Genomic DNA, 23,941 nt, shown 5'->3' on the forward strand with positions numbered 1-23,941 from the left:
ACCACCCATGACCGCTTACGCCTCCAAAACCCACGCCCGTTCACCATTTCCGGCCCGTGAACCCGTAGCCAACTGGGCCACGCTCTCCCCGGCTGAGGAGGTGGAGATCCGCCGCAACGGGCGCACGGTCGCCGCTGGCTGCGTCGACATGCGGGCCTTGGACGGCAGCGTCATCTGGCTCATCCAGGACGGCGGCCGCGGGCGCGCGCTGTTTCTGCAAGGCGACGGCGTGACGGTCTTCCGGCGCGCCCGGAGGAACATCGCCGGCACGGGCCACACCCGGATTCCCCCGCAGGGCCGGCCAGGCCCACGGGCGCTGACCACCGCTGACCTGCGCAACCGTCCGATACCGTAAAGCCATGAACCAGTACCGGCTAGCCATTCTGGACGACTATCAGGGAGTCGCCGAGGACTTCGCCCCATGGAGTTCCCTGGCGCAGCGTGGCGTCGCCGTCACGGTGTTCGGCGCGCATTTTGGCTCGGAGGCCGAAACCGCGGCGGCCCTCGCGGACTTTGACATCGTCATCGCCATGCGGGAGCGGACGCCGTTTCCCCGCAGCGTCATCGGGCAGCTGCCGCAGCTGAAACTGCTCGTGACCACCGGCTCCGCCAATGCGGCCATCGATCTGCAGGCGGCAGCCGACCACGGCGTCGTGGTGTGCGGAACCGGCGGCTCCCCCACAGCCGCGCCGGAACTGGCGTGGGCACTGCTGCTTGCTTTTGCCCGGAACCTGACCGCGGAAGAGGCCTCCTTGCGGTCCGGCCACTGGCAGACAGGCCTCGGGTTCGAGCTGTCCGGGAAGACCCTGGGAATCGTCGGGCTGGGGAAGATCGGGAAGCGAATCGCCGCCTACGGCCGCGCCTTCGGGATGGACGTGCTGGCCTGGAGCCAGAACCTCACCGAGGAAACCGCCCTGGCGGCCGGTGCCCGCAGAGTCAGCAAGGAAGAACTCTTCACAGAGTCCGACGTCGTGTCCGTGCACCTGCGCTTGTCGCCGCGTTCGGAGGGAACAGTTGGAGAACGGGAACTGCAGCTCCTCGGGCCCGACGGTGTCCTGGTCAACACCGCCCGCGGCCCGCTGGTGGACCAGCAGGCTCTGGTTACCGCCCTCGAAGAGGGTTGGATCCGTGGCGCCGCGATCGACGTGTTCGACCAGGAACCCCTTCCGGCGGGGCATCAGCTGCTGACCGCGCCCCGGACACTCCTGACGCCCCATCTGGGCTACGTCACACAGGAAAGTTACCGGGCCTTTTTCGGCGGCGCATTCGAGGACGTCACTGCGTGGCTGGACGGCGCCCCGGTGCGGGAACTGACGCCGTAGAGAAGACGGTCGCGCCCAAACCGGCAGCCACCGAAATAGCGGGCAACCGCTGACATGAGGCACGCGCTTTTAGGCGGCCGTAATTGGTGCCCAGCCGGGCAACGGCCCCACAGGCAGCGGAGGGCCAAGGTTCTCGAGGCTGTCCGGCTCGACACAGTCAGGCTCGACACAGTCAGGCTCGGGGCCGTCGCGCTCGGGGCCGTCACGCTCGGGCCTGTCGGACTCGAAGCTGCAGGGCGCCGGGCTGACCGGGCCGGGTTTGTCTGGCTTGAGGCTATCGGGCCAGTGGGGTGGTTCCCAGTCCTGTTGTTCCGCTGGGTAGGACCGTCCCGCGGGTGAGATCCAGCCGGGCGGGCTCTCGCGGGTGGCGCCGACCGGTCTCCACGCCGACGTGTGTTTCAGGCGGTGGTGCTTGGGGCAGGGCTGGCCCAGGTTGGTGATCCCGGTGGTCCCGCCGTTGGCCCAGGCCAGGATGTGGTCGGCGTCGTTGTCCAGGGAATGGTTGTTGCAGTTGGGGAACGTGCAATGCGCGTCCCTAAGCCGGAGCCAGTGGCGCATCGGCTTCGTCAATCGGTAGCTGGTGCGTCCGATCTCCAGCGGTGCCCCGTCCCGAGGGTCGGTCAGGACCCGCAGGAAGGACGTGCCGCCGTCAGCGACGAGCCGGCGGGCCATGGACGGCGGGATCGGCCCGTACCCGTCCAGCACCGCCGGCTCCTCCGTCTGTCCGAGCAGCGAGAACACCGGAACTGTGACCAGGACCTGCGCCCGCGGAGACGGCACATCACCCGCCCTCGCCGAATCTGCCGGCAGACAACCTGTGGCCGGGCCGTCAATCCCCTGGGCTGGCGCGAGCAGCCATCCGGCGGCCACATCAGCCCGCAACTGGGTCAGGGTCCGTGTTTCGGCAGGTCCCTGCAGGATGCGGGCGGCGGCGGTGGTGCGGTCCCAGATCCCGGCGGCCTGGTCCGCGGGCAGGTACGCCGAGAGCCAGGCCATGCCGTCCCGGTCCGGGGCATACTCCAGCCGCCGGTCCTTCGCACACTTGCGGTGGCGGGCCTCGATACTCACCGGATGATGCCGCTCCCGCCAGGCACGTGCCCTGGCCCGGAACCTCCCCGGTGCCTGCTCCCCGGCGGGGCAGCCGCGCGCCGGGCTGGGCGCGTGCGGGTCGAGGAAATGGGCCTCCAGGGCGGCGGCCGCGGCGGGCTCCAGGTTCGCTGTTTCATCACACATCACCCGCGCATGCTGCAACGAAATCCTTCCTACCCCCAGCGCAGTCAGCGTCATCGGCCGCTCGGCGGTCAGGGTATGCGCCTCGCACAGCAGGGCACCGGCACTGCGTTCGCTCACGCTCAGGGCACCCGCGACCTCAGCGGTCACGGACATTTCCCGGGCGCTGCCCTCCTGCCTCGAACTCGACGGCACCGCCAAGGCCTCGTCAAGGGTGGAATACCCCGCGACCAAACGGACTTTCAGAGCCGCCAGCCGGGCCTCCAACCTGCCCAGCTCCGCCATGCCGTCCAAACACGCGTCCGCCTGATCCCGGAGCGGATCACCCGCAGCGGGATCCACAACGGCCAGATCACCGGGCGCGTGGCCATCACCGGGCGCCTGGCCATCACCCCCGGCGGCCGCGCGGACAAAACCGGCCAGCACAGCAACGGAGGACTCAATGCCCTCCCACGTTTCCACCACTGCCGTGCTATCCATACCCACAGCATGACAGGGGGCACCGACAATTTTGCGGAGCGCAGGGCAGACCATCCCAGGGGCGGCTCCGCTGGTTGCGCGGGTTGGTTTCGACAAGTTCAACCAGCGGTTCGGCTCCCCGACGGCGCCGAGAAGGTGCCCCCGCGGGAAGCATGCCCCGCAGTCAGCTGCCGGTACCTTCGACGGTCCCGGAACCGTCGAGCGTGACGGTGCCGGCGTCGCCGTCGACCTTAACGTGCTGTCCGCTGGACACGCGCTGGGTGGCCACCCCCGTTCCAAGGACGGCAGGAATGCCGTACTCCCGGGCGACGATTGAGCTGTGGCTCAGCGGCCCGCCGACGTCCGTGACGACGCCGGACGCCATCGCAAACAGCGGTGTCCAGGCGGGGGTAGTCATGCGTGCCACCAGCACCTCGCCGGGCCGCATGCTGGCGAAGTCGTCGGGGCCGTGCAGCAGCCGGGCCGGCGCGCTCACCTGCCCGGAGCTCGCGCCCACGCCGGTGATGACGTCCCCGGCCTGCTGCACCGATCGGGCTGGCATCATGCTGCCAAAGGCCCGTTCCATCCAGCGGCTCTCGGGGAGCAACTGCGGGGCAGCCGCTTTCCGCTGGCCACGCCACAGCATCTTCCGCTGTTCAACGGCCTCAGCCCGCACCGGCCGGTCCGTGCCGGTGATGGCCGCGCCGGGCGTGGCCAGCCCGAAGTCGATGGCGTTGCGGAGTTCGTCGAGCCGTAGCCAGAAGATGTCCGACGGCGTCCCGATGACGCCCGAGGCCGTCAGCCGCTCCCCCAGTTCCAGCAGCATCCGGCGCATCAACGGCCAGGCCAGTCCGACGTCGGCCAGGGCGTCCTCACGGACGGGCGCTGCCTTCTGCGCCCAGCGGAGCAGCCTGCGGAAGACAGCGCGGCGGCGCGGCCCCAGCCTGGCGCTGACCAGCCGGCTCTGTTCCTCCCGCAGGTCGGCGGACCGCTGCTGGCGCTCGTGCGGGTCCTTCCCCTGCCCCCGCACGAAGTACCTCAGGGTCTCCAGCAGGGCGGAGGGGTCATCGGCCGGCACAGGGTTGATGAAGTCCAGGTTGTAGACGGCATGCCCGTACCGGTCCAGGTGCCGCTGGAGGCGGGAACGCCACTCGTCCCACTGTTCCGGATCCACAGCCGGGGCTCCGTCCACGCCCGCGGGAAGCGTGCCGGCGCGGAGAGCGTCGGCGATGCCGGCCGCTGATCCTTCCGTGACGGCCGAGGCAAGCTGCGGCCGTTCGCGGGTCCACGCCGCAAGGTCGTACAGGGATTTCTCCGCGCGGATGGGTTCGCTGTCGTAGCCAAGGAGAAAGACCTCCGCGGACGGATCGCCGGGCCGCCGGGCGAGCTTGTCGTAGTAGCCCCGGAACATGATCTCGCTGGTTGCGGCGATAGGGATGATGGACTGCACGGCGGTGTAGTACGCGGCGCCGGCGTCCAGCAGCGCCGAAATGCCCTCCAGCAGTTCGGTGGCCGGACGGTCGGCGGGCGACTTGGCCGCCCAGAACTTCACGAGTCCGCGGTACTTCGGGTGCGAGTGGTCGCGCCAGCCCTTGATTCCCATGTGGGCCTTGCCTTGGGCCAGAGCGCGCATCGCCGTCAGCGACTTGCCCATGACCCGCCGCATTCCGGCGTTGTTGTAGTAGTAGTACGCGTAGCCGTTGACGGTGGGCAGCGAGACGTCCCCGGGCCGCACGACGCTCTTGCCGAATGCCTCGCTGAACAGGGCATTCAGCGACCGCACCACAGCGCCGTCAATGAGGTCGGCGAACAGGGGCGATAACGGGTCCGGCAACTGCTCTACGATGCTGGCCCGGAAGTACATCCCGTTCGGGTAGGGCAGCGGCCACTGCGTCGGGGCGTCGGCCGAGGGCTCGGGCAGGGCGGTGATGGGACGGGCCTGCAGGATGAAGAAGTCCCCTGCCGCCTGCGCCCACTCGATGTCCTGGGGCACCCCGAAGTGTTTCGCTATGGCCGTTCCCTGGCGGGCCAGCGCGACCGCCAGGTCGTCATCGAGCACGGGCTCCCGGCGCTTCGCTTCGGGCACCGGCTGCTCCCTGGTGCCTGTTCCGTCGTAGACGGTCATGACGTCCTTGTCCGCCGTCCTGCGTTGCTCCACGCGGCCCGTCGCGGCATCCACCACTACGTCGTCCGTGGTGACGGCCCCGCTGACCACTGATTCGCCAAGCCCCCAGGCAGCGCTGATCACCACCTGGTCGCGGCGGCCGGTAGCGGGGTTGGCCGTGAACAGCACGCCGGCGGCACCGGCATCGACCATCTCCTGGATCACGACGGCGAGGCGCACGGTGGCGGGATCGAAGCCGTTCCGTGAGCGGTATGCCATGGCGCGGGCGTTCCACAGCGACGCCCAGCAGTCAATGACGGCAGCGACGACGGCGTTGTGCCCGGAGACGTTCAGGTAGGTGTCCTGCTGGCCGGCGAAGCTGGCCGAGGCGAGGTCCTCCGCGGTGGCCGAGGAACGCACCGCCACCCGCGCGGGGTGGCCATTGCCGGGCTCCGCGCCGGCCCCATCACCTGATCCGGCCGCCGCCTGGTGGTCCAGCGTCTGGTGGCTCAGCCGCCCGTAGGCCGCGCGGAGTTCGCCGGCGATCTCCTCGGGCATCGTGCTCTCGGCAAAGAGGGCGCGGATCTGCCCGGCGGCGGCGTCATAGTCGTCGTTGGAGGCACCGGCGGGGAGGGCGGCGAGCTCAAGGATGCGGCCGGCGATCCCGTTGGCGTTGACGAAGTCCTGGTAGGCCGCCGTGGTGAGGACGAAGCCCGGCGGCACCGGGAACCCGGCCCGGGACAGCTCACCGAGGTTGGCGCCCTTGCCGCCTGCCTCGTCCAAATCGCTGCGTCCCAGCTGGTCAAAGTCCTTGATGTAGGTCATGACCCTGCGTCCCTTCTGCCAGGAGCCGGGACCGCGGCATTGCGGCTGGTGACCCCGTTCCGGCGCTGCACCCTATTGTGGCACTGCACCCGGTTCTGGCAATGGGGGATGCCAGGCGGAGACGGCTAGACCGGGATGGCTAGAGGTCGCCACGCGGCCGCCACACCACCACGGCCTGCGAACGGGGCCGGGGGCGCTGGCCGCGCGCCAGGCTCACCACGTCACCGGCGGCGCCGGCGGCAAAGATCCGGGACTCCAACGGCTCACGACGGCGGGCCAGTTCCTGGGTCAGTTCGCTCACCCGGTGTTGCAGGGCAGCAACCTGGTTTTCGAGTTCCAGGATGCGCTTGATGCCTTCGAGCGAGACACCCTCATGGGACAGCCGCTGCACTTCACGGAGCCGGTTCACGTCCCGCTGGGAGTACCGGCGGGACTTGCCCGGCGCCCGGCTGGGCGAGACGATGCCCAGCCGGTCGTACTGGCGGAGTGTTTGCGGGTGCATGTCGGCGAGCTCGGCGGCCACCGAGATGACGAAGATCGGCTGATCGAAATTAATGTCCACGGCCGGCACCCGCCCCTAAAGCCGGGCCTTGGCTGCCAGGCCCTGGCGGACATCCGCGCCGGTGGTGGCGGCTGCGAATGCTTTCACGGCCTCCTCGGCTTCCTTGCTCAGGTTCTGCGGTACGGCGACGTCGATGGTCACCAGCAGGTCCCCGGTGCCCTTCGACGTTTTCACGCCGCGGCCCTTGACCCGGAGCGTGCGCCCCGACGGGGTGCCGGCAGGAACGCGGACCCGGACGTGTTCGCCGTCGATCGTGGGAACCTCGATGTCGGCACCCAAGGCGGCCTCCGGGAAGCTGACGGGCACGTGGATCCGGAGGTTGTCGCCGTCGCGGGTGTAAAAGTCATGGTTTTTGACGTTGACGGTGACCAGCAGGTCGCCGTTGCCAGCCGGGCCGTACTGGCCCTTGCCGCGCACGCGCACCTTCTGGCCGTCCTTGATGCCCGCGGGCACCCGCACGTCGATGACCTCGCCGTCCGGTTCACGCAGCCCGATGGTGGTGCCCCGGATGGACCCGGCGAAGGAGATGCTGGTGCTGGCCGTCCGGTCGGCACCCTTCTGCGGTGCGCGCTGGTAACCGGCAGGGCCTGCACCGAAGCCGCCGCCGAACAGGTCGGCGAACTCGGGCGGGACGCCGCCGGCGGTGCTGAAGCCGCCGGAGTGCCGGCCGCCGCCGCCGGTGAACAGGCCGCCGAAGAGGTCCTCGAAGCCGCCGTTCGCGGTGCTGCCGGCGCCGTGCGGGGCAAAGCGGGCGCCGCCTCCCATGGCCCGGATGGCGTCATACTGCTGCCGCTCATCAGGATCGGACAGCACGGAGTACGCCTCGGAAATGTCCTTGAACTTCTTCTCTGCAGCAGTATCCCCGGAGTTCGTATCAGGGTGGAACTGCCGCGCGAGCTTCCGGTAAGCCTTCTTGATGTCAGCGTCGGAAGCGTCCTTGGCAACACCAAGGATCTTGTAAAAGTCCTTGTCCACCCAGTCCTGGCTAGCCAATGGCGTTTCCTTTCAAATGTGCAAAACGATAAGGCGAGATTACCGCCGAACGCCGCAGCGGATGAGGGGGCCCGGGAGTGGCTTCGGGCCTACCGGAGCGTGGCGGCTTAGGTCCGTAGGACCAAAGCCGCCACGCGTAGGGGCGGGGCCCCCTCATCCGCGGAGGCGTGGAGATAAGACTACGCAGGTACCGCGACGATCACCTGTGCGGCCCGCAGGACCCGCTCGCCTGACTTGTAGCCGGAGCGGAGCACCTGGCTGACGGTGTCCACTTCGATGTCATCGCCGGGCTGCTGGATGAGGGCTTCGTGGATGGTCGGATCGAACTCCACGCCGGTCTCATCGATGCGGGTCAGGCCGTACGTCTTCAGCGCATTCTCCAGCTTGGCGGCGATCGCGGCGAACGGGCCGTCCGCGAGGTCACCGTGCTGGCGGGCGGCGTCGACGTCGTCCAGCACCGGGAGCAGGGAGTTCAGGACGCCGATGACGGCCATCTCCCCTGCCACGGCGCGGTCGCGTTCAACGCGCTTGCGGTAGTTGACGTACTCGGCCTGCAGGCGGAGCAGGTCGTTCTTCAGCTCCGCCGCCTCACCGGTGGTTGAGCCTGCCGCAACCCCCTGCGCCACGGACTCCTCGGCGGGCACCTCAACCTGGTTGAGGATTTCCTCAGCCTGGGCGAGGGCGTCGCCGTCGGAATCCGCATCCGGCGCGGAAGACTGTGCGCCCTCCGGATGCCGGGCCTCCCCGGTCACCGGATCCACCTTGCGGTGGTCCCGGATGACCGGCTCGTCGCGCTTGCTGCTCTGGTCTCGGGAAGAGTTGTGCTCTTCTTCGTTACCGTGATGCGGCATGGCTACTTCTTCTCTTCTTCGTCAACGATCTCGGCGTCGACGATGTCCTCGTCAGCCTTGCTTCCGCCGGCGGGAGCACCTTCAGCACCCGCGGCGCCGGTGGCGCCGTCCGGAGAACCTGCCTGGGCGTAGATGGCCTCGCCGAGCTTGGTCTGGGAAGCCTGCAGCTTCTCAAACGCGGTCTTGACGGCGGCGTCGTCGGTGCCTTCGAGGGCCTTCTTGAGGGCGTCGACGTCGGCCTGGACCTCGGTCTTGACCTCTTCCGGCAGCTTGTCGCTGTTGTCGGCGATCAGCTTGTCCACGGAGTAGGCGAGCTGCTCGGCCGTGTTGCGGGTGTCGGTGGCCTCGCGGCGTGCCTTGTCCTCGGCTGCGTGCTCCTCGGCGTCCTTGACCATGCGGTCGATGTCTTCCTTGGAGAGCGCGGTGCCGCCGGTGATGGTCATGGACTGTTCCTTGCCGGTGCCCTTGTCCTTCGCCGAAACGTGCACGATGCCGTTGGCGTCAATGTCGAAGGTGACCTCGACCTGCGGGACGCCGCGCGGGGCCGGCGCGATGCCGGTCAGCTCGAAGGTGCCCAGCGGCTTGTTGTCGCGGGTGAACTCACGCTCGCCCTGGAAGACCTGGATGGCCACGGACGGCTGGTTGTCGTCAGCCGTGGTGAAGGTCTCGGACCGCTTGGTGGGGATGGCCGTGTTGCGCTCGATCAGGTGCGTCATGACACCGCCCTTGGTTTCGATGCCCAGGGACAGCGGGGTGACGTCGATCAGGAGAACGTCCTTGCGCTCACCCTTCAGCACGCCGGCCTGCAGGGCTGCGCCAACAGCCACAACCTCGTCCGGGTTGACGCCCTTGTTCGGCTCCTTGCCGCCGGCCAGTTCCTTCACCAGGTCGGACACGGCGGGCATACGGGTGGAGCCGCCGACGAGCACGATGTGGTCGATGTCGGAAAGCTTGATGCCGGCTTCCTTGATGACGTCGTGGAACGGCTTCTTGGTGCGCTCGAGCAGGTCCTTGGTCAGGTCCTGGAACTTGGCGCGGGTCAGCTGCTCGTCCAGGTGGACCGGGCCGTCCGGGGTGACGGAGAGGTACTGGAGCGAAACGTTGGTGCTGGTGGAGGAGGAGAGTTCCTTCTTGGCCTGCTCGGCAGCTTCGCGGAGTCGCTGGAGGGCGATCTTGTCCTTGGACAGGTCGATGCCCTTGACCTTGAGCTGGTTCAGCAGGTAGTCGACGACGCGGTTGTCCCAGTCGTCGCCGCCGAGGCGGTTGTCACCGGCGGTGGCGCGCACCTGGATGGTGGAAAAGTCGTCCTCGTCCTTGCCGACTTCCAGCAGGGAGACGTCGAACGTTCCGCCGCCGAGGTCGAAGACCAGGATGAGTTCGTCTTCCTTGCCCTTGTCCAGGCCGTACGCGAGCGCAGCGGCGGTGGGCTCGTTGACGATGCGCAGGACGTTCAGGCCGGCGATCTCGCCGGCTTCCTTCGTGGCCTGGCGCTCGGCGTCGTTGAAGTAGGCGGGAACGGTGATCACAGCGTCGGTGACCTTTTCGCCGAGGTAGGACTCGGCGTCGTTCTTCAGCTTCATGAGGACACGGGCGGAGATTTCCTGCGCGGTGTACTTCTTCTCGTCGATGGCCACGGACCAGTCGGTGCCCATGTGGCGTTTGACGGAGGCGATGGTGCGGTCGATGTTGTTGACGGCCTGGCGCTTGGCGATTTCGCCGACCAGGACTTCGCCCGACTTGGAGAACGCAACGACCGACGGCGTGGTGCGGCCACCCTCGGCGTTGGCAATAACGGTGGGCTCGCCACCTTCGAGAACGGAGACGACGGAGTTGGTGGTTCCGAGGTCGATACCTACTGCACGTGACATGTGTTGCTTCCTTCTTTCCGTGGAAACTTGGGGCTCGCCCACTTCCTTGAGCGATCTGCACTCAACTTTACTCAGCCCGCAATTTAAGTCAACCAAACTTGAGTCGAGGACGCTCAACTTTGCCTTTTAGGCGACGCCGCTGCACGGAAGAACCCCCGGCTGCTACACGGTATTTCCGCGTAAAACCGGGGGTTCTTCGATAACCGGCGGCCGGATTTCGCCCAGCGTGAACCTGCGCCTAGCCTCCCGGGGATGTGCCGCCGTCGTCGTTCCGCGGCGCATTGACCTGGCCGCCGATCAGCTCATCCTTCAGATCTTCGGCGGCGCCGCCTTCGGGGGCCGTGCCGGCGGCGCCGTAGTCACCCTCGGGGTATTCGCCTTCCTCTTCCCCGGGCAACTCCTGGCCGACGGTTCCGGCCCGGCCATAGTCGCCTTCCGGGTACTCGCCTTCTTCCACCTCGGCGGACGGCTCAACAGTTCCGGCGTCGCCATAGTCCCCTGCCGGGTATTCGCCCTTGGGCTCGGCGGCGGATTCCTGCCCTGCCACGCCGGCATCGCCGTAATCACCCTCCACGTACTGGCCGCCGCCCCCTTCGAGTGCCGGATTCCTGGAGCTGTTGTGCGTCTTGCCCGCGTCGCCGGATTCACTGTTTTCGGTCATCGGTTGATCACTCCTTCGAAAGGACTGGGCTGCGCCTGGTTCGGGCGCAGTGGAAGTCTACTCAGCCGGCGCGGGCGGCAACAGGGGCCAGGCATGGGGCTGCCAGGCCGGGTCCGATGCGGCCGAATTACAGTCCGGCGAGATCAGCGAGGACGGCTATGTGGTGCTCGAACAGTTCATCCGGCGCGGAAAAAGTACCCGCGCCATATTGCCCGAACACTTCAAAACTGACGGCTCCAAAGAGTGAGGTCCAGACGAGGGTGCCGCGGGCCAGCAGGGCGCCCGGGACCTCCGCGCCCAGCTCATGCCGGATTGCCTCGAGATCGGCGGCCAGGGGCGCCGGCAGCACGGAAGGCCCGCGCTCGGCAAGGCGTCCGGCCCGGTGCGCGGTGTCCAGAATCTGCACCAAACTGTTGACCACCCGCGTGCCGGGCGCCGTGGTCCGCTCCGCCGGAGCCTGATAGCCCGGCACCGGACTGCCGAACAGGAGGCCGTAGCGCGCAGGCTCCCGGAGGGCCCACCCGCGGACAGCGCGGGCCAGCGCAGCGAACCGGCCCCTGGACTCTTCCGCAGGGACGGACCCGACGGCGGCCTCCACCGCATCCCCCAGGTCGTTGTAGGCATCCACGAGCAGGAGGGTCAGCAGTTCGTCGCGGCTCCCGACGTACCGGTAGACGGCGGAGGAGACCACGCCCAGGTCGCGGGCGACGGCGCGGAGCGACAGGGCGGCGGCCCCATGTTCCGCCAGGTGCTGCCGGCCCAGCCGGATGATGTCGGCGATGGTCTGGGCACGGGCACGTTCACGCGGCGTACGGACTTCCCCGCCGTCGGTCTGGGAGGTGGCTGGCATCAGCCCAGCATGGCATGAATCAGAGCAGTGTCAACAAATGAGAGCACTGCTCTTGACTTTGCTTGCGCGCGGCAGCATCCTTATTTCAAGAGCAGTGCTCTCATTTACTGCCTGGGACCATCCGGAACCACCCGCACGAAGGAGAAACTTGCATGTCCGATCTTTACGTGGTCACCGGCGCCGGCCCAGTGGGCTGGACGGTGGCGGAGCAACTGGCGGAGCGCGGCGAGCAAGTCCGGGTCCTCACCCGCTCCGGCGGCGGTCCCGATCACCCACTGGTCGAGAAACTGCAGGTGGATGTCTCCAACCCGGGCCTGCTGGGTGACGCTTTCGAGGGTGCGGCGGCGGTCTTCCACTGCGTCCACGGCTCCTCCTACAGCGCCGCGGCCTGGGGACGGGAGCTGCCGGCTGCCGAACGGACGGTCCTGGCGGCGGCAGGCGAGACGGGCGCCGTCGTCGTTTTTCCGGAAAGCCTTTACTCCTACAGCGATCCGGAGCGGGTGATGACCGAAAACAGCCCGCGGGAGGCGGGAGGCGGCAAACGCGGCGTCCGCGCCGCGCTGCTGCGGGCACGGGCGGCGAGCGCCGCTGACACCGTGTCCGTGGTGGCTGGCGATTTCTTCGGCCCCCGGGTCCGGATGGCACACGCCGGCGAGCGCATGGTGCCGGCCGTCCTCGCCCGTCGCCCTCTGCAGGTGGCGGGAAGCGCGGACCAGCCGCATTCCTTCACGTACGTTCCCGATCTGGCCGCGGCAATGATCGGGGCCGCGGGGAAGCCTGAGCTGTGGAACCGGGTGCTCCACGCGCCCACCAACCCGCCGCTCACGCAGCGCCGGATCGCCCATGCCTTCGCCGCAGCCGCCGGCGTGCCATCCGAGAAGGTCAACGCGATACCGGGATGGGCCCTGCGCGCCCTCGGGCTGTTCTCCGCCGACATGAGGGAGCTCGGCGAGGTGCTCTACCAGTTCCAGCGGCCGTTCGTGATGGATTCAACGGCCAGCGAGGAACAGCTGGGTCTTCACCCGACTCCCCTGCAGGCGGCAGCCAGGGAGACGGTGGAGTGGTGGCGTTCGGAGCTCACTGCAGGGACGGGACGGGCCCAGGCGGCCGCTTAGCGGATGGAAACTTCCGCACGGCCTTCCAGCTTGCTGGCTTCCTGCGCTTCGGGCCGGCTGAGTTTACCCGGCCACCAGATGCGCCGGCCCAGGTCGTAAGCCAGGGCGGGAACCAGGAGCGAGCGCACCAGGACGGTGTCCAGCAGCACCCCGAAGGCCACGATGAAAGCCAGCTGCACCAGGAACATGATGGGGATGACGCCAAGGGCCGCAAACGTGGCGGCCAGGACCACCCCGGCCGAGGTGATCACTCCGCCGGTCACTCCCAGTCCGCGCAGAATCCCAGGCCGGGTCCCGTGCTTCAGCGACTCCTCGCGGACCCGGCTCATCAGGAAGATGTTGTAGTCCACACCCAGTGCCACCAGGAACACGAAGCCGAACAGCGGCACGGTGGCATCGGCTCCGGGGAAGCCCAGGATGTTGTTGAACACGAGGGCCGAAACGCCCATCGCGGCCGCATAGGACAGAACCACCGAGGCGACAAGCAGGACGGGTGCGAGGACAGACCGCAGCAGCACCATGAGGATGAGCAGAATGACGGCCAGGACAACGGGGATGATGGTGGCCAGGTCGCGCTGGGCCGTGGTGTTCGTGTCCAGGGCGGTGGCGGTCACACCGCCGACGAGGGCGCCGGGGTCCACGCTTTTGACGCTGGTCCGCATCGCTGCCACGGCATTCTCCGCAGCATCAGAATCGGCTGCGAAGTCGAGGGTGGCGTTCAGGAGCACCCTGCCGTCCCGCACGGCCGGGCTGGCAGGCGTTCCCGGGGCTCCCGTGATGGGCGCGCCGCCCTCGGCCAGGAGGTAGGCGGCCCCCACGCCGCTGGTGGCCTTGACGGCTTCGAGGACCTCTCCGGCTTTCCCCTGGCTGGCGACGATGACCGCGGGACTGCCGCTGCCGGCGTCGAAGTGGCGCGCCAAGGCGTCCTGCCCGTCAACGGCGTTGGAGGCACTGAGGATGACGGCGGTCTGCGGCACGCCGTTGGCCTTCAGCTGCAGGATCCCGGCCGAGGCCGCGACCAGCAGGAGAACGGATGCCACCCACACAGTGCGGGGACGCCGCGACACCAGTGTTCCGGTGGCACGCCAGAGCCCACGCTGGCCCTCCAGCCCGGTGGTCAGCTCCGGCTCACGCGCCTCGTCGGGCAGGAGCCTGGGCCGGAACGGCCAGAAGGCGGCACGCCCCAGGAGTGCCGCGAAGGCGGGGAGCAGGGTGAGCGAGGCGAAAAGGGAGCACACGATGCCGGCGGCCGCCACCGGGCCCAGCGCCTTGTTGGAGTTGAGGTCGGAAAACAGCAGGCAAAGCAGGGCGATCGCAACCGTGGCACCGGATGCCAGGATCGGTGCGAAGGAGGCCCGCCAGGCGGCGAGTGCGGCGGCGGTGCGGTTGGTCGTGTGCTCGAGTGCTTCACGGAAACGGGCCACGTAGAGCAGGGCGTAGTCTGTGGCGGCGCCGATCACCAGGATGGAGAGGATGCCCTGGCTCTGGCCGTTGAGCTGGATCCAGCCCGCCTTCGCCATGCCAAACACCAGCAGGATGGCGGCGCACAGCGCGAACACCGACGTCAGGAGCACGGCGAAGGGCAGGAGCAGGGAGCGGTACACGACCAGGAGGATGATAAATACAGCCGCCAGCGCGACGAGCAGCAGGATGCCGTCGATGCCGGCGAAGGCTCCCGTGAGGTCGGCCGCGAGCCCGGCAGGACCGGTGACGAAAATCTGCATGCCGTCCGGAGCCGCCGCCCGGACCTCGTTGCGCAACTCTTCGACGGCGTCCGCTGGCTCCGCCGCCGCAACAGACACGATGTACTGCACGGCCTTCTGGTCCTGCGAAGGCACCGGCCCCACCACGGTGCTGCCCAGCTGCAGGTCTTCCAGCGCGGCTTTCAGGCCGGCGGCCGTGCCCAGTTGGGCAGGGGTGAGGGCGCTGCCGCTTTCAATAACGACGACGGCGGGCACCTCGCCGGAGTCCTGGAACTTCTGTTGCCACTCGCGGGCCTCGGTGGCCTCCGCGCCGGCCGGGAGGAAGGACGCCTGGTCATTGGACGAAACCCCATCCAGCCTGCCGAACGTGGGTCCGCCGACCCCGGCAATGGCAACCCAGCCGACGACGAGGACTGCCGGGATGAGCCACCGGAGCCAGAACGGAATGGTGGGGGTACGGGCTGCATGGTTCATGCGGAAGACCTCCTGGGCGTGACAGCCACGCGGGCCGCCGTCAATGATGCTTCCAGCTTAGACTATCTCTACCATGGAGATACATACGAACTTCCCATGGAGTGCGGACGGCCGGGCGGTAAACTCCGGAAGGCAACACTGAGGAGAGGAGGCGGACGTGGCCGAGAAGCCTGACACCCCGCGGCAGTCCGACGGACCCTCCGCCCCGGGCGCGCAGCACCTCCTGGTACGGCTGCTGCAGGAGTTCACCCTGGAGGCCAACCGCTACGTTGATTCTGCAGGCGGCCGGAACGACATGCACCGGACCGACCTCAACGCCCTCGCCGCCGTCATGAGGCACGCAGCGAACGGCGACGTCGTCACCCCTGGAACACTGCGGAAGGAACTGAACCTCAGCTCCCCGGCCACCACGGCGCTGGTTGACCGGCTGTGCGGCTCCGGGCACCTGGTCCGCGTCCGTGAAGGGCAGGACCGGCGGCAGGTGCAGCTCCGGATGACGGACAAGGCGTACCGGGACGGCTCCGCCATGTTCCTGCCCCTGGCCCGCCGCATGGACAGCGCCATGGCCGGGTTCACCGTGCAGGAACTCGAGACGGCCGCCCGGTTCATGGACGCGATGATCGCCGCAACGGTCCAGGCCAGTCAGGAAGCTTCCGGCGCGCCATAACGCCCCCTTCCACTACCTGCCCGAGGTGCGGAGAAGGAGTAGCGTTTCCCTATGAGCGCGCAGCAGCCGGAAGATGTCTACACTCACGGCCACCACGAGTCCGTGGTCCGGGCCCACGCCTCGCGGACGGCGGAGAATTCGGCCGCGTTCGTCATCCCGCACCTCACCCCCGGCGCGTCGGTGCTCGACGTCGGGTGCGGGCCGGGCAGCATCACGTGTGACTTCGCGCTTCTGGTGGCCCCCGGGAAGGTGACGGGACTGGACCGCTCCCCCGATGTGATCACCCACGCCCGCGAGCTGGCGGCCGACCGCGGAGTGAAGAACGTTGAGTTTGTAGCGGGCAACATCTACGACCTTGATTTCGAGGACGACACCTTCGATGTGGTCCACGCCCACCAGGTCCTGCAGCACCTGACCGATCCGGTGGAGGCGCTGCGGGAAATGCGGCGGGTGGCCAGGCCCGGCGGCATCGTTGCCGTCCGTGACGCGGACTTCCACGGCATGAGCTGGTATCCCGCCATTCCCGAGCTCGACGAGTGGATGGAGCTCTACCAGCGGATCGCCCGCCGGAACGGTGCCGAGCCCGACGCCGGCCGCCGGCTCGTCTCGTGGGCCCAGTCCGCCGGCTTCACGGATGTGGCGCCGACCAGCAGCAACTGGCTCTACGCCACCGGGCAGCAACGCCGCTGGCAGGCCAGGGTGTGGGGCGAGCGCGTGCTGCATTCCGCCTTCGCGGAGCAGGCCCTCGAGTACGGCTTCGCGCAGGAGGCCGACCTCACACGCATCTCGGCCGGCTGGCACCGCTGGGGCTCCACCGACGACGGCTGGTTCCTCATTCCCAACGGCGAGGTCATCGCCCGGGCGTGAGGCGGGCCACGCGTGTGAGCGGAACGTCCCGCCCCGCGGGCCGACTAAACTTGATGGGTGCAACTCTCCCTTTGGCTGGCCCTCGCGGGTGCCGGCGTCCTCATCAGCTTTACGCCGGGCGCAGGTGCCATCAACACCATGAGCAACTCGCTGACCGCGGGATTCAAGCGCTCCATCTGGGGCATTCTGGGGCAACAGGCCGCCCTGATCCTGCACGTCATCGTTGTGGCCCTCGGCGTCGGCGTCCTGGTTGCAGGCTCCCCGGTCGCCTTCAACGCCATCCGCTACGCCGGCGCCGCCTATTTGGTGTACCTCGGCATCAGGCAGTTCCTGCGCAAACCTGACCTGGACCAGGAGAAGGTCGCAGCGCTCCGGAACGAGCCGGCCTGGTCCATGTTCCGGCGGGGACTGTGGGTCAACCTGCTCAACCCCAAGGCCATCGTGTTCTTCCTGGCCTTCATGCCGCAGTTCATCCGGCCCGCCAGCCCGCTCCTGCCCCAATACGCCGTGCTCGCCGCGACCGTGGTGCTCATCGACGTCCTCGTCATGTGGTTCTTCTTCGCGGCGGCGGCAAAATCGTTCCAGCGCTTTACCCACAATGCCCACGGCCAAACCGTACTGAACCGGATTTTCGGTGTCCTGTTCGTCGCGGTGGGCGTGCTGCTGGCATTCATCCACTGACCACGAAGCACCCCCGGCGCACTTTTGTGACGGCCAGGCCAGCCAACTTTACGCAGAGCGCCGATCATAAGGGCACTTACTAGCCAAGCGGGGTTGGCATCCTCCATGCTTAGCCAATGAACTCAACGACGAGCCCATACCGCGTCATCGCCGTCTGCACGGGTAACATCTGCCGGTCGCCCATGGCGGAGCTGATGCTAAGTGCCGCCTTCGCGGAGGCCGGGCTCGCCGACGTCGTGATCGTTGATTCGGCAGGCACTACTGCCTACGAGGTCGGACGCCCCATCGATCCGCGGGCTGCACGGAAACTCACCGCCCACAACCTTTTCTCGGACCGTCACGTTGCACGGGAATGGCAATCCGGATGGTTCACCGAACGGCACCTCATTCTGGCGCTGGACGTGGACCACTATGGCTGGCTGCGGGCCTCAGCCCCGGACGAGGAGTCGCTGTCCCGGATCCGCATGCTCCGCAGCTTCGACCCCGCCCTGGAGGACGGCGATCCGCTCGAGCAGGGCATCGAGGACCCCTGGTACGGCGGCCACGCCGACTTCGAGGCAGTCTGGGACCAGGTCCAGGCCGCTGTCCCGGGCATCGTCCGCTACGTGCAGGACGCAATCGCTCAGGACGCACCCGTCGCTGACCGGAACGAGGCCGGCACCGTCGCGGCCCCTGCCCGGTGAATGTACGGATGGACGGGCACCGGGCCTGCAGCGGCAAGCGCCACAGCCACCCGGCCGGCGGCAGCCCGCTTCACAACGTCCAGGTTGGGGACAGCCAGCAGGTACGCTCTATTTCATGACCCCCGCACCTGTGATCATCGCCATTGACGGGCGGTCCGGCGCAGGTAAAACCACATTGGCCATCGAGCTCGCGGCCACACTGCGGAACCACCACAAAGTCTCGTTGTTCCACCTGGAGGACATCTATCCCGGCTGGGACGGACTGTCGGCCGGCATCGAACGCTACGTCACCACGGTGCTGGCTCCCCTGAGCCGCGGCGAAGCAGCCACGTGGGTCAGCTGGGACTGGGAAAACCATCACGACGGCGACCCGCGGGTCACGCTGCCCGCCGAGATCGTGATCGTCGAGGGTGTTGGGGCCGCCGCAGCCGCCGCCAGACCGCATCTGGATGCCGTCATCTGGGCGGATGCCCCCGACGGCGAGCGCCGCACGCGCGCGCTGGCACGTGACGGCGAGACGTACGAGCCGTTCTGGGACCAGTGGGCCGGGCAGGAGGCGGAACTCCTGGCCGCGGACGACATCCCGCAGTATGCCCATGTCCGGGTCCTCAACCGTGCGGACGGCACCGCCCCCGCGGACGCCCTGCAGGCACTTACTTACCTCCCGGCGCTCACCACGGCTCTGGTTCCCGAGCTCTCCTCGCGGCGCGGCCTGCGCCTGCTGTCGGAACGCATCGAGGCCAGTCCTGATCCCGCCATACTTTTCCAGGCGCTGTACGCGACGTCCGGCAATGCCGTCTGGCTGGACTCCTCCCTGCGTTTGGCCGGAACAGCCGGTCCCGGCAAGGAAACCCCCGCGGCGGAACGCAGCCGCTTCAGTATTTTGGCTGACGACGGCGGCACGTTCGGCCAGTCTGTCCTGCACAGCTCCGGGGTCACCCGGATCACCGCCGGATGCGCCACGGCCAATGTGTCCGGCCCGTTCTTCCGCTGGCTGGAGACCGTGTGGGGACGGAGGGCCGTACGCGGGCCCGAGGACTACCCGTGCGACTTTGCGCTGGGCTGGCTGGGCTACCTCGGATACGAGCTCAAGCGGGAAACCGGCGGGCACGACATCCCCTCGGATGCGCCTGACGCGGGCCTGATCTTTGCCGGCCGGGGCGTGGTCCTGGACCACACGGACAACACGGTGTGGCTGCTTGCCCTCGACGCGCCGGATGCCGCGGCCTGGCTGAACCGCGCCCGTGAGGCGGTGACCGCCGCAGCGGAATCCGGCGGCAGCACCGGCGTCGTACTTCCGGCGGCGAACGCCGCAGCCCCGGCCTTCGCCGGCCGCGACACCGAGACGAGCTACAAGCGCAAGATCGCCGAGGCACAGCATCAGATCGCCGAGGGGAATTCGTACGAGGTCTGCCTCACCACCACCCTCGCTGCGGAGGTGCCGGCACTCGACCCGTGGGCCGCATACCTGGCACTGCGCCGGCGGAACCCGGCGCCGTTTGCAAGCTACCTGCGGTTCGGCGGGCTCACGGTGGCCAGCACGTCGCCGGAGCGCTTCCTGCGGATAGCGTCCGACGGCGGCATGCGCGCCGAGCCGATTAAGGGAACCCGCCGCCGGGCTGCTGACCCGGACGCCGACGCCGCCCTGCGCGAGGATCTGGCCACGTCCCTGAAGGACCGGGCGGAAAACATCATGATCGTGGACCTGCTCCGGAACGACCTCAGCCACTTCGCCGAGCCCGGATCGGTGACCGTCAGCCGGCTGTGCGAGATCGAAAGCTATGCCACGGTCCACCAGCTGGTGAGCACCATCGACGCCGTACTCCTGCCGGGGTCGCCGCGGGCCGAAGCCGTGGCCGCCTGCTTCCCGGCCGGCTCCATGACCGGGGCGCCGAAGATCAGCACCATGGCCATCCTGGACGGGCTGGAGGAGGGCCCGCGCGGCGTCTATTCGGGCGCGATCGGGTACTTTTCGCTGAACGGGGCCACAGATCTGGCGGTGGCCATCCGTACCCTGGTGGTGCAGGACGGCGGCGAAGGCGGAAAGGTGAGGCTCAGCCTCGGCGTCGGCGGGGCCATCACGGCCGATTCCGTGCCGCAGGACGAGTACGAGGAGATCCGCACCAAGGCCTACGGCGTGCTCTCCACCCTCGGGTCGGCCTTCCCGGATTGAGTTTTTGTACAGATATCGCGGGCTAAAGGGCCTCTCAGCCGCGACGAGCGGAAAAAACTCCAGAGGTCGCGGGCTGCTGGCGCGCTTTTACTGGACCGTGGCCGTGAGGCGGGCTACGTTGTCCACGTATCTTGCCGCGAGAGGCCGGCGCATCCAGTCCTCGAGCCGCAGTTCGTGGGAGATGTCGCGGTAGGTGTCCTCCACGGCGCGCATGCTGTTCACGATGTCCGCGCCCACAAGCATCACCGAAACCTCCAGGTTCAGGGAGAAGGAGCGCATGTCCATGTTGCTGGAACCCAGGACAGCCACCTCGTCGTCGATGGTGAAATGCTTGGCGTGGAGCACGAACGGGGCCTTGTACAGGTAGATCCGGACGCCGGCCCGCAGCAGGGCCTCGTAATAGGACTGCTGGGCATGGTGGACCAGGAACTGGTCGCCCTTCTCCGAGACGAACAGTTCCACGTCCACGCCGCGCTGCGCCGCGGTGGTGATGGCGTAGAGCAGGGAATCGTCCGGCACAAAGTAGGGGCTGCAGACGGAAATCCGGTGCTGCGCCGAGTAGATCAGCGTGTTGAAGAGCCGGAGGTTGTTCTCGGTGGTGAAGCCGGGGCCGCTGGGCACCACCTGGGCCGTGACGCCGCCCGGCGACGGCTCGGCAGACACCTGCAGCTGGTCCTCGAGTGACTCGTCGGTCTCGCTGAGCCAGTCGGTGGCGAAGACGACGTTGAGCGTGGGAACGATCGGGCCCCGCAGGCAGGCCATCAGCTCGATCCACTCCCGGCCTGCCTTGCGGTGCTTGGGGTTGTTGTAGGAGGGCTCGATCAGGTTCTGCGACCCCGTGAAGGCGACTTCGCCGTCGATCACCATGATCTTGCGGTGGTTCCGCAGGTCCGGCCTGCGCCACTGGCCGTGGATGGGAAGCAGCGGAAGCATCCGCCGCCACTGGATGCGGCTGGCCTTGAGGCGCTTCAGCAGCCTGTTATACCCCTTCACGCGCAGCGTTCCGATGTGGTCGAACAGCACGCGGACCTCGACGCCGCGGTCCGCCGCCTCTTCGAGGGCCGTGAGGAGGTCATCCGTGACGTGGTCCGTGCTCATAATGTAGAACTCGGCGTTGACGAAGCGCTTGGCCTTCCGGACGGCCTCGGTCATGGCGCGGATGGAGTCGGGGTAACCGGGAATCAGCTCCACATGGTTGCCGTCCACCAGCGGGATCGACCCGAGCCGGCGGTTGAGTTCGGCCGCCGACTGAACCCACTCGGGACCCGAATACTCACTGGCAACATCTGAAAGCGCCGCACTGCCGGCGCGGACCCGCTCGTTAACCTGCTGCTGCTGTTCGATGCGGCGGCGTGAGAGCTTGAAGTTGCCGAAGAGCAGGAAGAGGATCAGCCCCAGGGCCGGCACGAAGAAGATGCCCAGCAGCCAGGCCATGGCCGTGGTGGGCCGCCGGTTGCCCGGAATGATGCCCACGGCCAGGACCCGGATGACCAGATCCACGCCGCTGAGCAGCAGGATCAGCCAGGCCGGCAGTGTTTCCGCTAGCGGAAATGGCCACAACACAGTTGAAACCCCCGTTATTTCTTGCCTTCGCAGCCATTCCGTATGGAGCGGTGAGGCCAGCCTATCGGGCGCCGGCCGCACTAAGCTTGAGGCATGAGCTCTCGTACCTCCCACACAGTGCTGGTGTTCCTGGATCCCGACTATGTGAACGGCAGGCTTGCCGACCCCGAAAAGCCGCAGCTGATGGCCACTGACCTGGGCGCCACCCGCGGTGACGGGGTGTTCGAGTCCATGCTCGCCGTCGCCGGCCACACACGGAAGATCCAGGCGCACCTGGACCGGCTGGCCCGCTCGGCCCAGGCACTGGACCTTGAGATTCCGGGGCAGGACGACTGGCGCCGGGCAGTCCAGACCGGCGTCGCGGCGTTCCGTTCCGACAACCCCGCCCCCTCGCCGGAGCTGGACGAGGCCGTGGTCAAGCTCATCGTCACCCGCGGCGTCGAGGGCGCCGCCGCCCCCACCTGCTGGGTGCAGGTCTCCCCCGTGGCCGCGGCCGGCCGGCGCCAGCGCGAGACCGGCATCGACGTCATCCTCCTTGACCGCGGTTATGACAGCGATGCGGCCGAGCGTGCCCCGTGGCTGCTGCTCGGCGCCAAGACCCTGTCCTACGCGGTGAACATGGCCGCGCTGCGCCACGCCCACAAGCAGGGCGCGGACGACGTCATCTTCACGTCCTCGGACGGCCGCGTGCTGGAGGGCCCCACGTCCACCGTGCTGCTGGCGAACGTGGAGAAGAACGACGGCGGCGCAACAGTTAAGCGGCTCGTCACGCCGCAGCTGGACAGCGGCATCCTTCCCGGAACCTCGCAGGGCGCCCTGTTCGCCGCCGCCAAGGCCGCCGGCTGGGAACTGGGCTACGGCCCGCTGAAGCCCCAGGACCTGGTGGACGCCGACGCCGTGTGGCTGATTTCCAGCATCCGCCTCCTGGCCCCGGTCAACCACATTGACGGACGCGAAATCGGCACGCCGGCGCTCCGCAAGCAGCTGACCGCCGAGCTGAACGAGCTGTTTGCCGGCATCGAGTAATAACAAAAGGGCACCGTTCGAAAAAATCTGGGACAAGCCGGTGCCCTGCGTTGTAGTCTTCTTCCACGGCCAACTGCCCGTACCCGCAGGGGTAATGGCACGCGGCCTGGTTCCGGGCTCAGCCGGAATGAGTACGTATAAAGGAATAGCCGATGTCTTGGGACGAGAATTCCCTTCCCGCATGGACAAACTCACCACCCACGGGCCTGGGGGCCCAGGCAGCGCTGCCGGGGGACATGGGTGGAATTTCCGTGCGCTGGCAAGCCCGCCAGATCATCACCGAACTGCTCGCCGAGACCGATCCGGCCAGCGAGTGGACCCGCGCCCAGCTGCGCGCCCTATTCGAGGCACATCCGGATAATCCCGAACACGTGCTGCTTGAGCACCTCACCGCCACCACAGAGTTGGCCAACGCCGAGAACAGTGCCATCCCGGTCGGCGTGGCTTCCCGGGCTGTGGCTGCTCCTGAGCCGGTTCCTTTTACCCGGCGCAGCAGGAACCGGATTGAAGCCATTCTTTCCGACAAGATGCTGATGACCGCGTTCCAGCCGATCCGCCGGCTTCCGGAGGGTCAGGTGATCGGGGTCGAGGCCCTGACCCGCTTCGTCAGCGACGACGGCGCCAGCGCAGACCACTGGTTCAACGAGGCAGAGTCCGTCGGCCTGGGCACAGACCTTGAACTCGCGGCACTGCACCGGGCCCTCTCTGCTGCGCAGGCGGTGCCCGGCCACATGTTCATCGCCCTGAACCTGACACCGGCAACGTGCGCGGACCCAAGGATCGCGGGGCTGCTGGAACATTCCCAGCTGGCCATGGACCGGATCGTCATCGACCTGAACGGCCCGATTCCCCTCGACCAGTACCCGGCCCTGACAGCCGCCATCGCTCCCCTGCGGCGCCGCGGGCTGCGGATCGCCGTGAACGGCGCCGAGGCCGGCTTCACGTCCATGGACCAGGTCCTGGAGCTGCACCCGGACGTCATCAAACTGGACCGGAGCTTCATCGCGGGCATTGAAAGCTCGCCCGGCCAGCGGCTCAGGGCCGCTGCCATGGGTGAACTCGCCCGGTACATCGATGCCGCACTCGGCGCCCAGGGCGTGGAGACGCCGGAGGAACTCGAAGCCGTGACCGAACTCGGCATGGCCGCGGCGCAGGGCTACCTGCTGGGCAGGCCCTCCGTCCACCCGCTGGACTGGAATGCCTGGATCCGTTCAGAAAGCGAGACGGCCACCAGCGGCCCTGCCTCCTGACGGGTTCCTGCGGG

General features: G+C 68.0%; 20 protein-coding genes. 10 read left to right on the plus strand and 10 right to left on the minus strand.

What is annotated here, in order from left to right:
- Positions 1-7: 7 nt before the first annotated feature.
- Together ARGLB_RS13035 and ARGLB_RS13040 are read left to right on the plus strand one after the other, a co-directional pair.
- Positions 8-355: a hypothetical protein gene (locus tag ARGLB_RS13035; protein ID WP_003803185.1), complete on the plus strand. Its 348-nt coding sequence runs from the start codon at positions 8-10 to the stop codon at positions 353-355.
- Between the two features lie 4 nt (positions 356-359).
- Positions 360-1,322 carry a D-2-hydroxyacid dehydrogenase family protein gene (locus ARGLB_RS13040; RefSeq protein ID WP_003803187.1) on the plus strand — a complete coding sequence of 321 codons (963 nt, stop codon included), beginning with the start codon at positions 360-362 and terminating at the stop codon, positions 1,320-1,322.
- Positions 1,323-1,391: 69 nt separating this feature from the next.
- On the opposite strand, the gene ARGLB_RS13045 is transcribed toward ARGLB_RS13040, so the two are convergent.
- The 8 genes from ARGLB_RS13045 to ARGLB_RS13080 form a co-directional block, all read right to left on the minus strand.
- Positions 1,392-3,032: an HNH endonuclease signature motif containing protein gene (locus ARGLB_RS13045; RefSeq protein ID WP_043419071.1), complete on the minus strand. Its 1,641-nt coding sequence runs from the start codon at positions 3,030-3,032 to the stop codon at positions 1,392-1,394.
- Between the two features lie 163 nt (positions 3,033-3,195).
- Positions 3,196-5,940, minus strand: a complete 2,745-nt coding sequence (locus ARGLB_RS13050; protein ID WP_003803191.1) for a PEP/pyruvate-binding domain-containing protein — start codon at positions 5,938-5,940, stop codon at positions 3,196-3,198.
- A gap of 139 nt (positions 5,941-6,079) precedes the next feature.
- Entirely contained in the window at positions 6,080-6,502 is a 423-nt protein-coding gene (locus tag ARGLB_RS13055; protein ID WP_043419124.1) for a heat shock protein transcriptional repressor HspR, read from the minus strand.
- A gap of 15 nt (positions 6,503-6,517) precedes the next feature.
- The gene (locus ARGLB_RS13060; RefSeq protein ID WP_003803195.1) at positions 6,518-7,495 is read right to left on the minus strand and encodes a DnaJ C-terminal domain-containing protein; all 978 of its coding nucleotides are present in this window, start codon (positions 7,493-7,495) and stop codon (positions 6,518-6,520) included.
- Between the two features lie 179 nt (positions 7,496-7,674).
- A complete protein-coding gene (locus ARGLB_RS13065) occupies positions 7,675-8,346 on the minus strand; it encodes a nucleotide exchange factor GrpE (RefSeq protein ID WP_003803197.1) in 672 nt (223 codons plus the stop codon).
- Positions 8,347-8,348: 2 nt separating this feature from the next.
- The gene (gene dnaK / locus ARGLB_RS13070) at positions 8,349-10,214 is read right to left on the minus strand and encodes a molecular chaperone DnaK (protein ID WP_003803199.1); all 1,866 of its coding nucleotides are present in this window, start codon (positions 10,212-10,214) and stop codon (positions 8,349-8,351) included.
- Positions 10,215-10,452: 238 nt separating this feature from the next.
- Positions 10,453-10,875: a hypothetical protein gene (locus ARGLB_RS13075; RefSeq protein ID WP_003803201.1), complete on the minus strand. Its 423-nt coding sequence runs from the start codon at positions 10,873-10,875 to the stop codon at positions 10,453-10,455.
- 127 nt (positions 10,876-11,002) lie between these two features.
- Positions 11,003-11,725 (minus strand): TetR/AcrR family transcriptional regulator, encoded by a 723-nt coding sequence (locus tag ARGLB_RS13080; protein WP_003803203.1) that lies wholly within the window; start codon positions 11,723-11,725, stop codon positions 11,003-11,005.
- Between the two features lie 152 nt (positions 11,726-11,877).
- Here ARGLB_RS13080 and ARGLB_RS13085 point away from each other — a divergent pair, with 152 nt between their 5' ends.
- Positions 11,878-12,840 carry an NAD-dependent epimerase/dehydratase family protein gene (locus tag ARGLB_RS13085; RefSeq protein WP_003803205.1) on the plus strand — a complete coding sequence of 321 codons (963 nt, stop codon included), beginning with the start codon at positions 11,878-11,880 and terminating at the stop codon, positions 12,838-12,840.
- On the opposite strand, the gene ARGLB_RS13090 is transcribed toward ARGLB_RS13085, so the two are convergent.
- Complete coding sequence (locus tag ARGLB_RS13090; protein ID WP_003803207.1) at positions 12,837-15,017, minus strand: MMPL family transporter; 2,181 nt, start codon at positions 15,015-15,017, stop codon at positions 12,837-12,839. The genes ARGLB_RS13085 and ARGLB_RS13090 overlap by 4 nt on opposite strands.
- Positions 15,018-15,174: 157 nt before the next feature.
- On the opposite strand from ARGLB_RS13090, the gene ARGLB_RS13095 reads away from it, so the two are divergent.
- The 5 genes from ARGLB_RS13095 (at position 15,175) to pabB (ending at position 20,088) form a co-directional block, all read left to right on the plus strand.
- Complete coding sequence (locus ARGLB_RS13095; protein WP_003803209.1) at positions 15,175-15,684, plus strand: MarR family winged helix-turn-helix transcriptional regulator; 510 nt, start codon at positions 15,175-15,177, stop codon at positions 15,682-15,684.
- Between the two features lie 51 nt (positions 15,685-15,735).
- Complete coding sequence (locus tag ARGLB_RS13100) at positions 15,736-16,551, plus strand: methyltransferase domain-containing protein (RefSeq protein ID WP_003803211.1); 816 nt, start codon at positions 15,736-15,738, stop codon at positions 16,549-16,551.
- 57 nt (positions 16,552-16,608) lie between these two features.
- Entirely contained in the window at positions 16,609-17,232 is a 624-nt protein-coding gene (locus ARGLB_RS13105; RefSeq protein WP_003803213.1) for a LysE family transporter, read from the plus strand.
- A 116-nt stretch (positions 17,233-17,348) separates the two neighbouring features.
- Positions 17,349-17,915: a low molecular weight protein-tyrosine-phosphatase gene (locus tag ARGLB_RS13110; protein ID WP_043419076.1), complete on the plus strand. Its 567-nt coding sequence runs from the start codon at positions 17,349-17,351 to the stop codon at positions 17,913-17,915.
- 115 nt (positions 17,916-18,030) lie between these two features.
- A complete protein-coding gene (gene pabB / locus ARGLB_RS13115) occupies positions 18,031-20,088 on the plus strand; it encodes an aminodeoxychorismate synthase component I (protein WP_003803217.1) in 2,058 nt (685 codons plus the stop codon).
- Between the two features lie 87 nt (positions 20,089-20,175).
- On the opposite strand, the gene cls is transcribed toward pabB, so the two are convergent.
- On the minus strand, positions 20,176-21,648 hold the full coding sequence (gene cls, locus ARGLB_RS13120) for a cardiolipin synthase (RefSeq protein ID WP_003803219.1): 1,473 nt from the start codon (positions 21,646-21,648) through the stop codon (positions 20,176-20,178).
- 96 nt (positions 21,649-21,744) lie between these two features.
- Between cls and ARGLB_RS13125 the strand changes: the two genes are divergently transcribed.
- Both ARGLB_RS13125 and ARGLB_RS13130 read left to right on the plus strand, forming a co-directional pair.
- On the plus strand, positions 21,745-22,677 hold the full coding sequence (locus ARGLB_RS13125) for an aminodeoxychorismate lyase (protein WP_003803221.1): 933 nt from the start codon (positions 21,745-21,747) through the stop codon (positions 22,675-22,677).
- Between the two features lie 152 nt (positions 22,678-22,829).
- On the plus strand, positions 22,830-23,927 hold the full coding sequence (locus ARGLB_RS13130) for an EAL domain-containing protein (protein WP_003803223.1): 1,098 nt from the start codon (positions 22,830-22,832) through the stop codon (positions 23,925-23,927).
- Positions 23,928-23,941 lie beyond the last annotated feature (14 nt).

Origin of the sequence: Arthrobacter globiformis NBRC 12137, assembly GCF_000238915.1 — a bacterium.
Taxonomy (GTDB): domain Bacteria; phylum Actinomycetota; class Actinomycetes; order Actinomycetales; family Micrococcaceae; genus Arthrobacter; species Arthrobacter globiformis.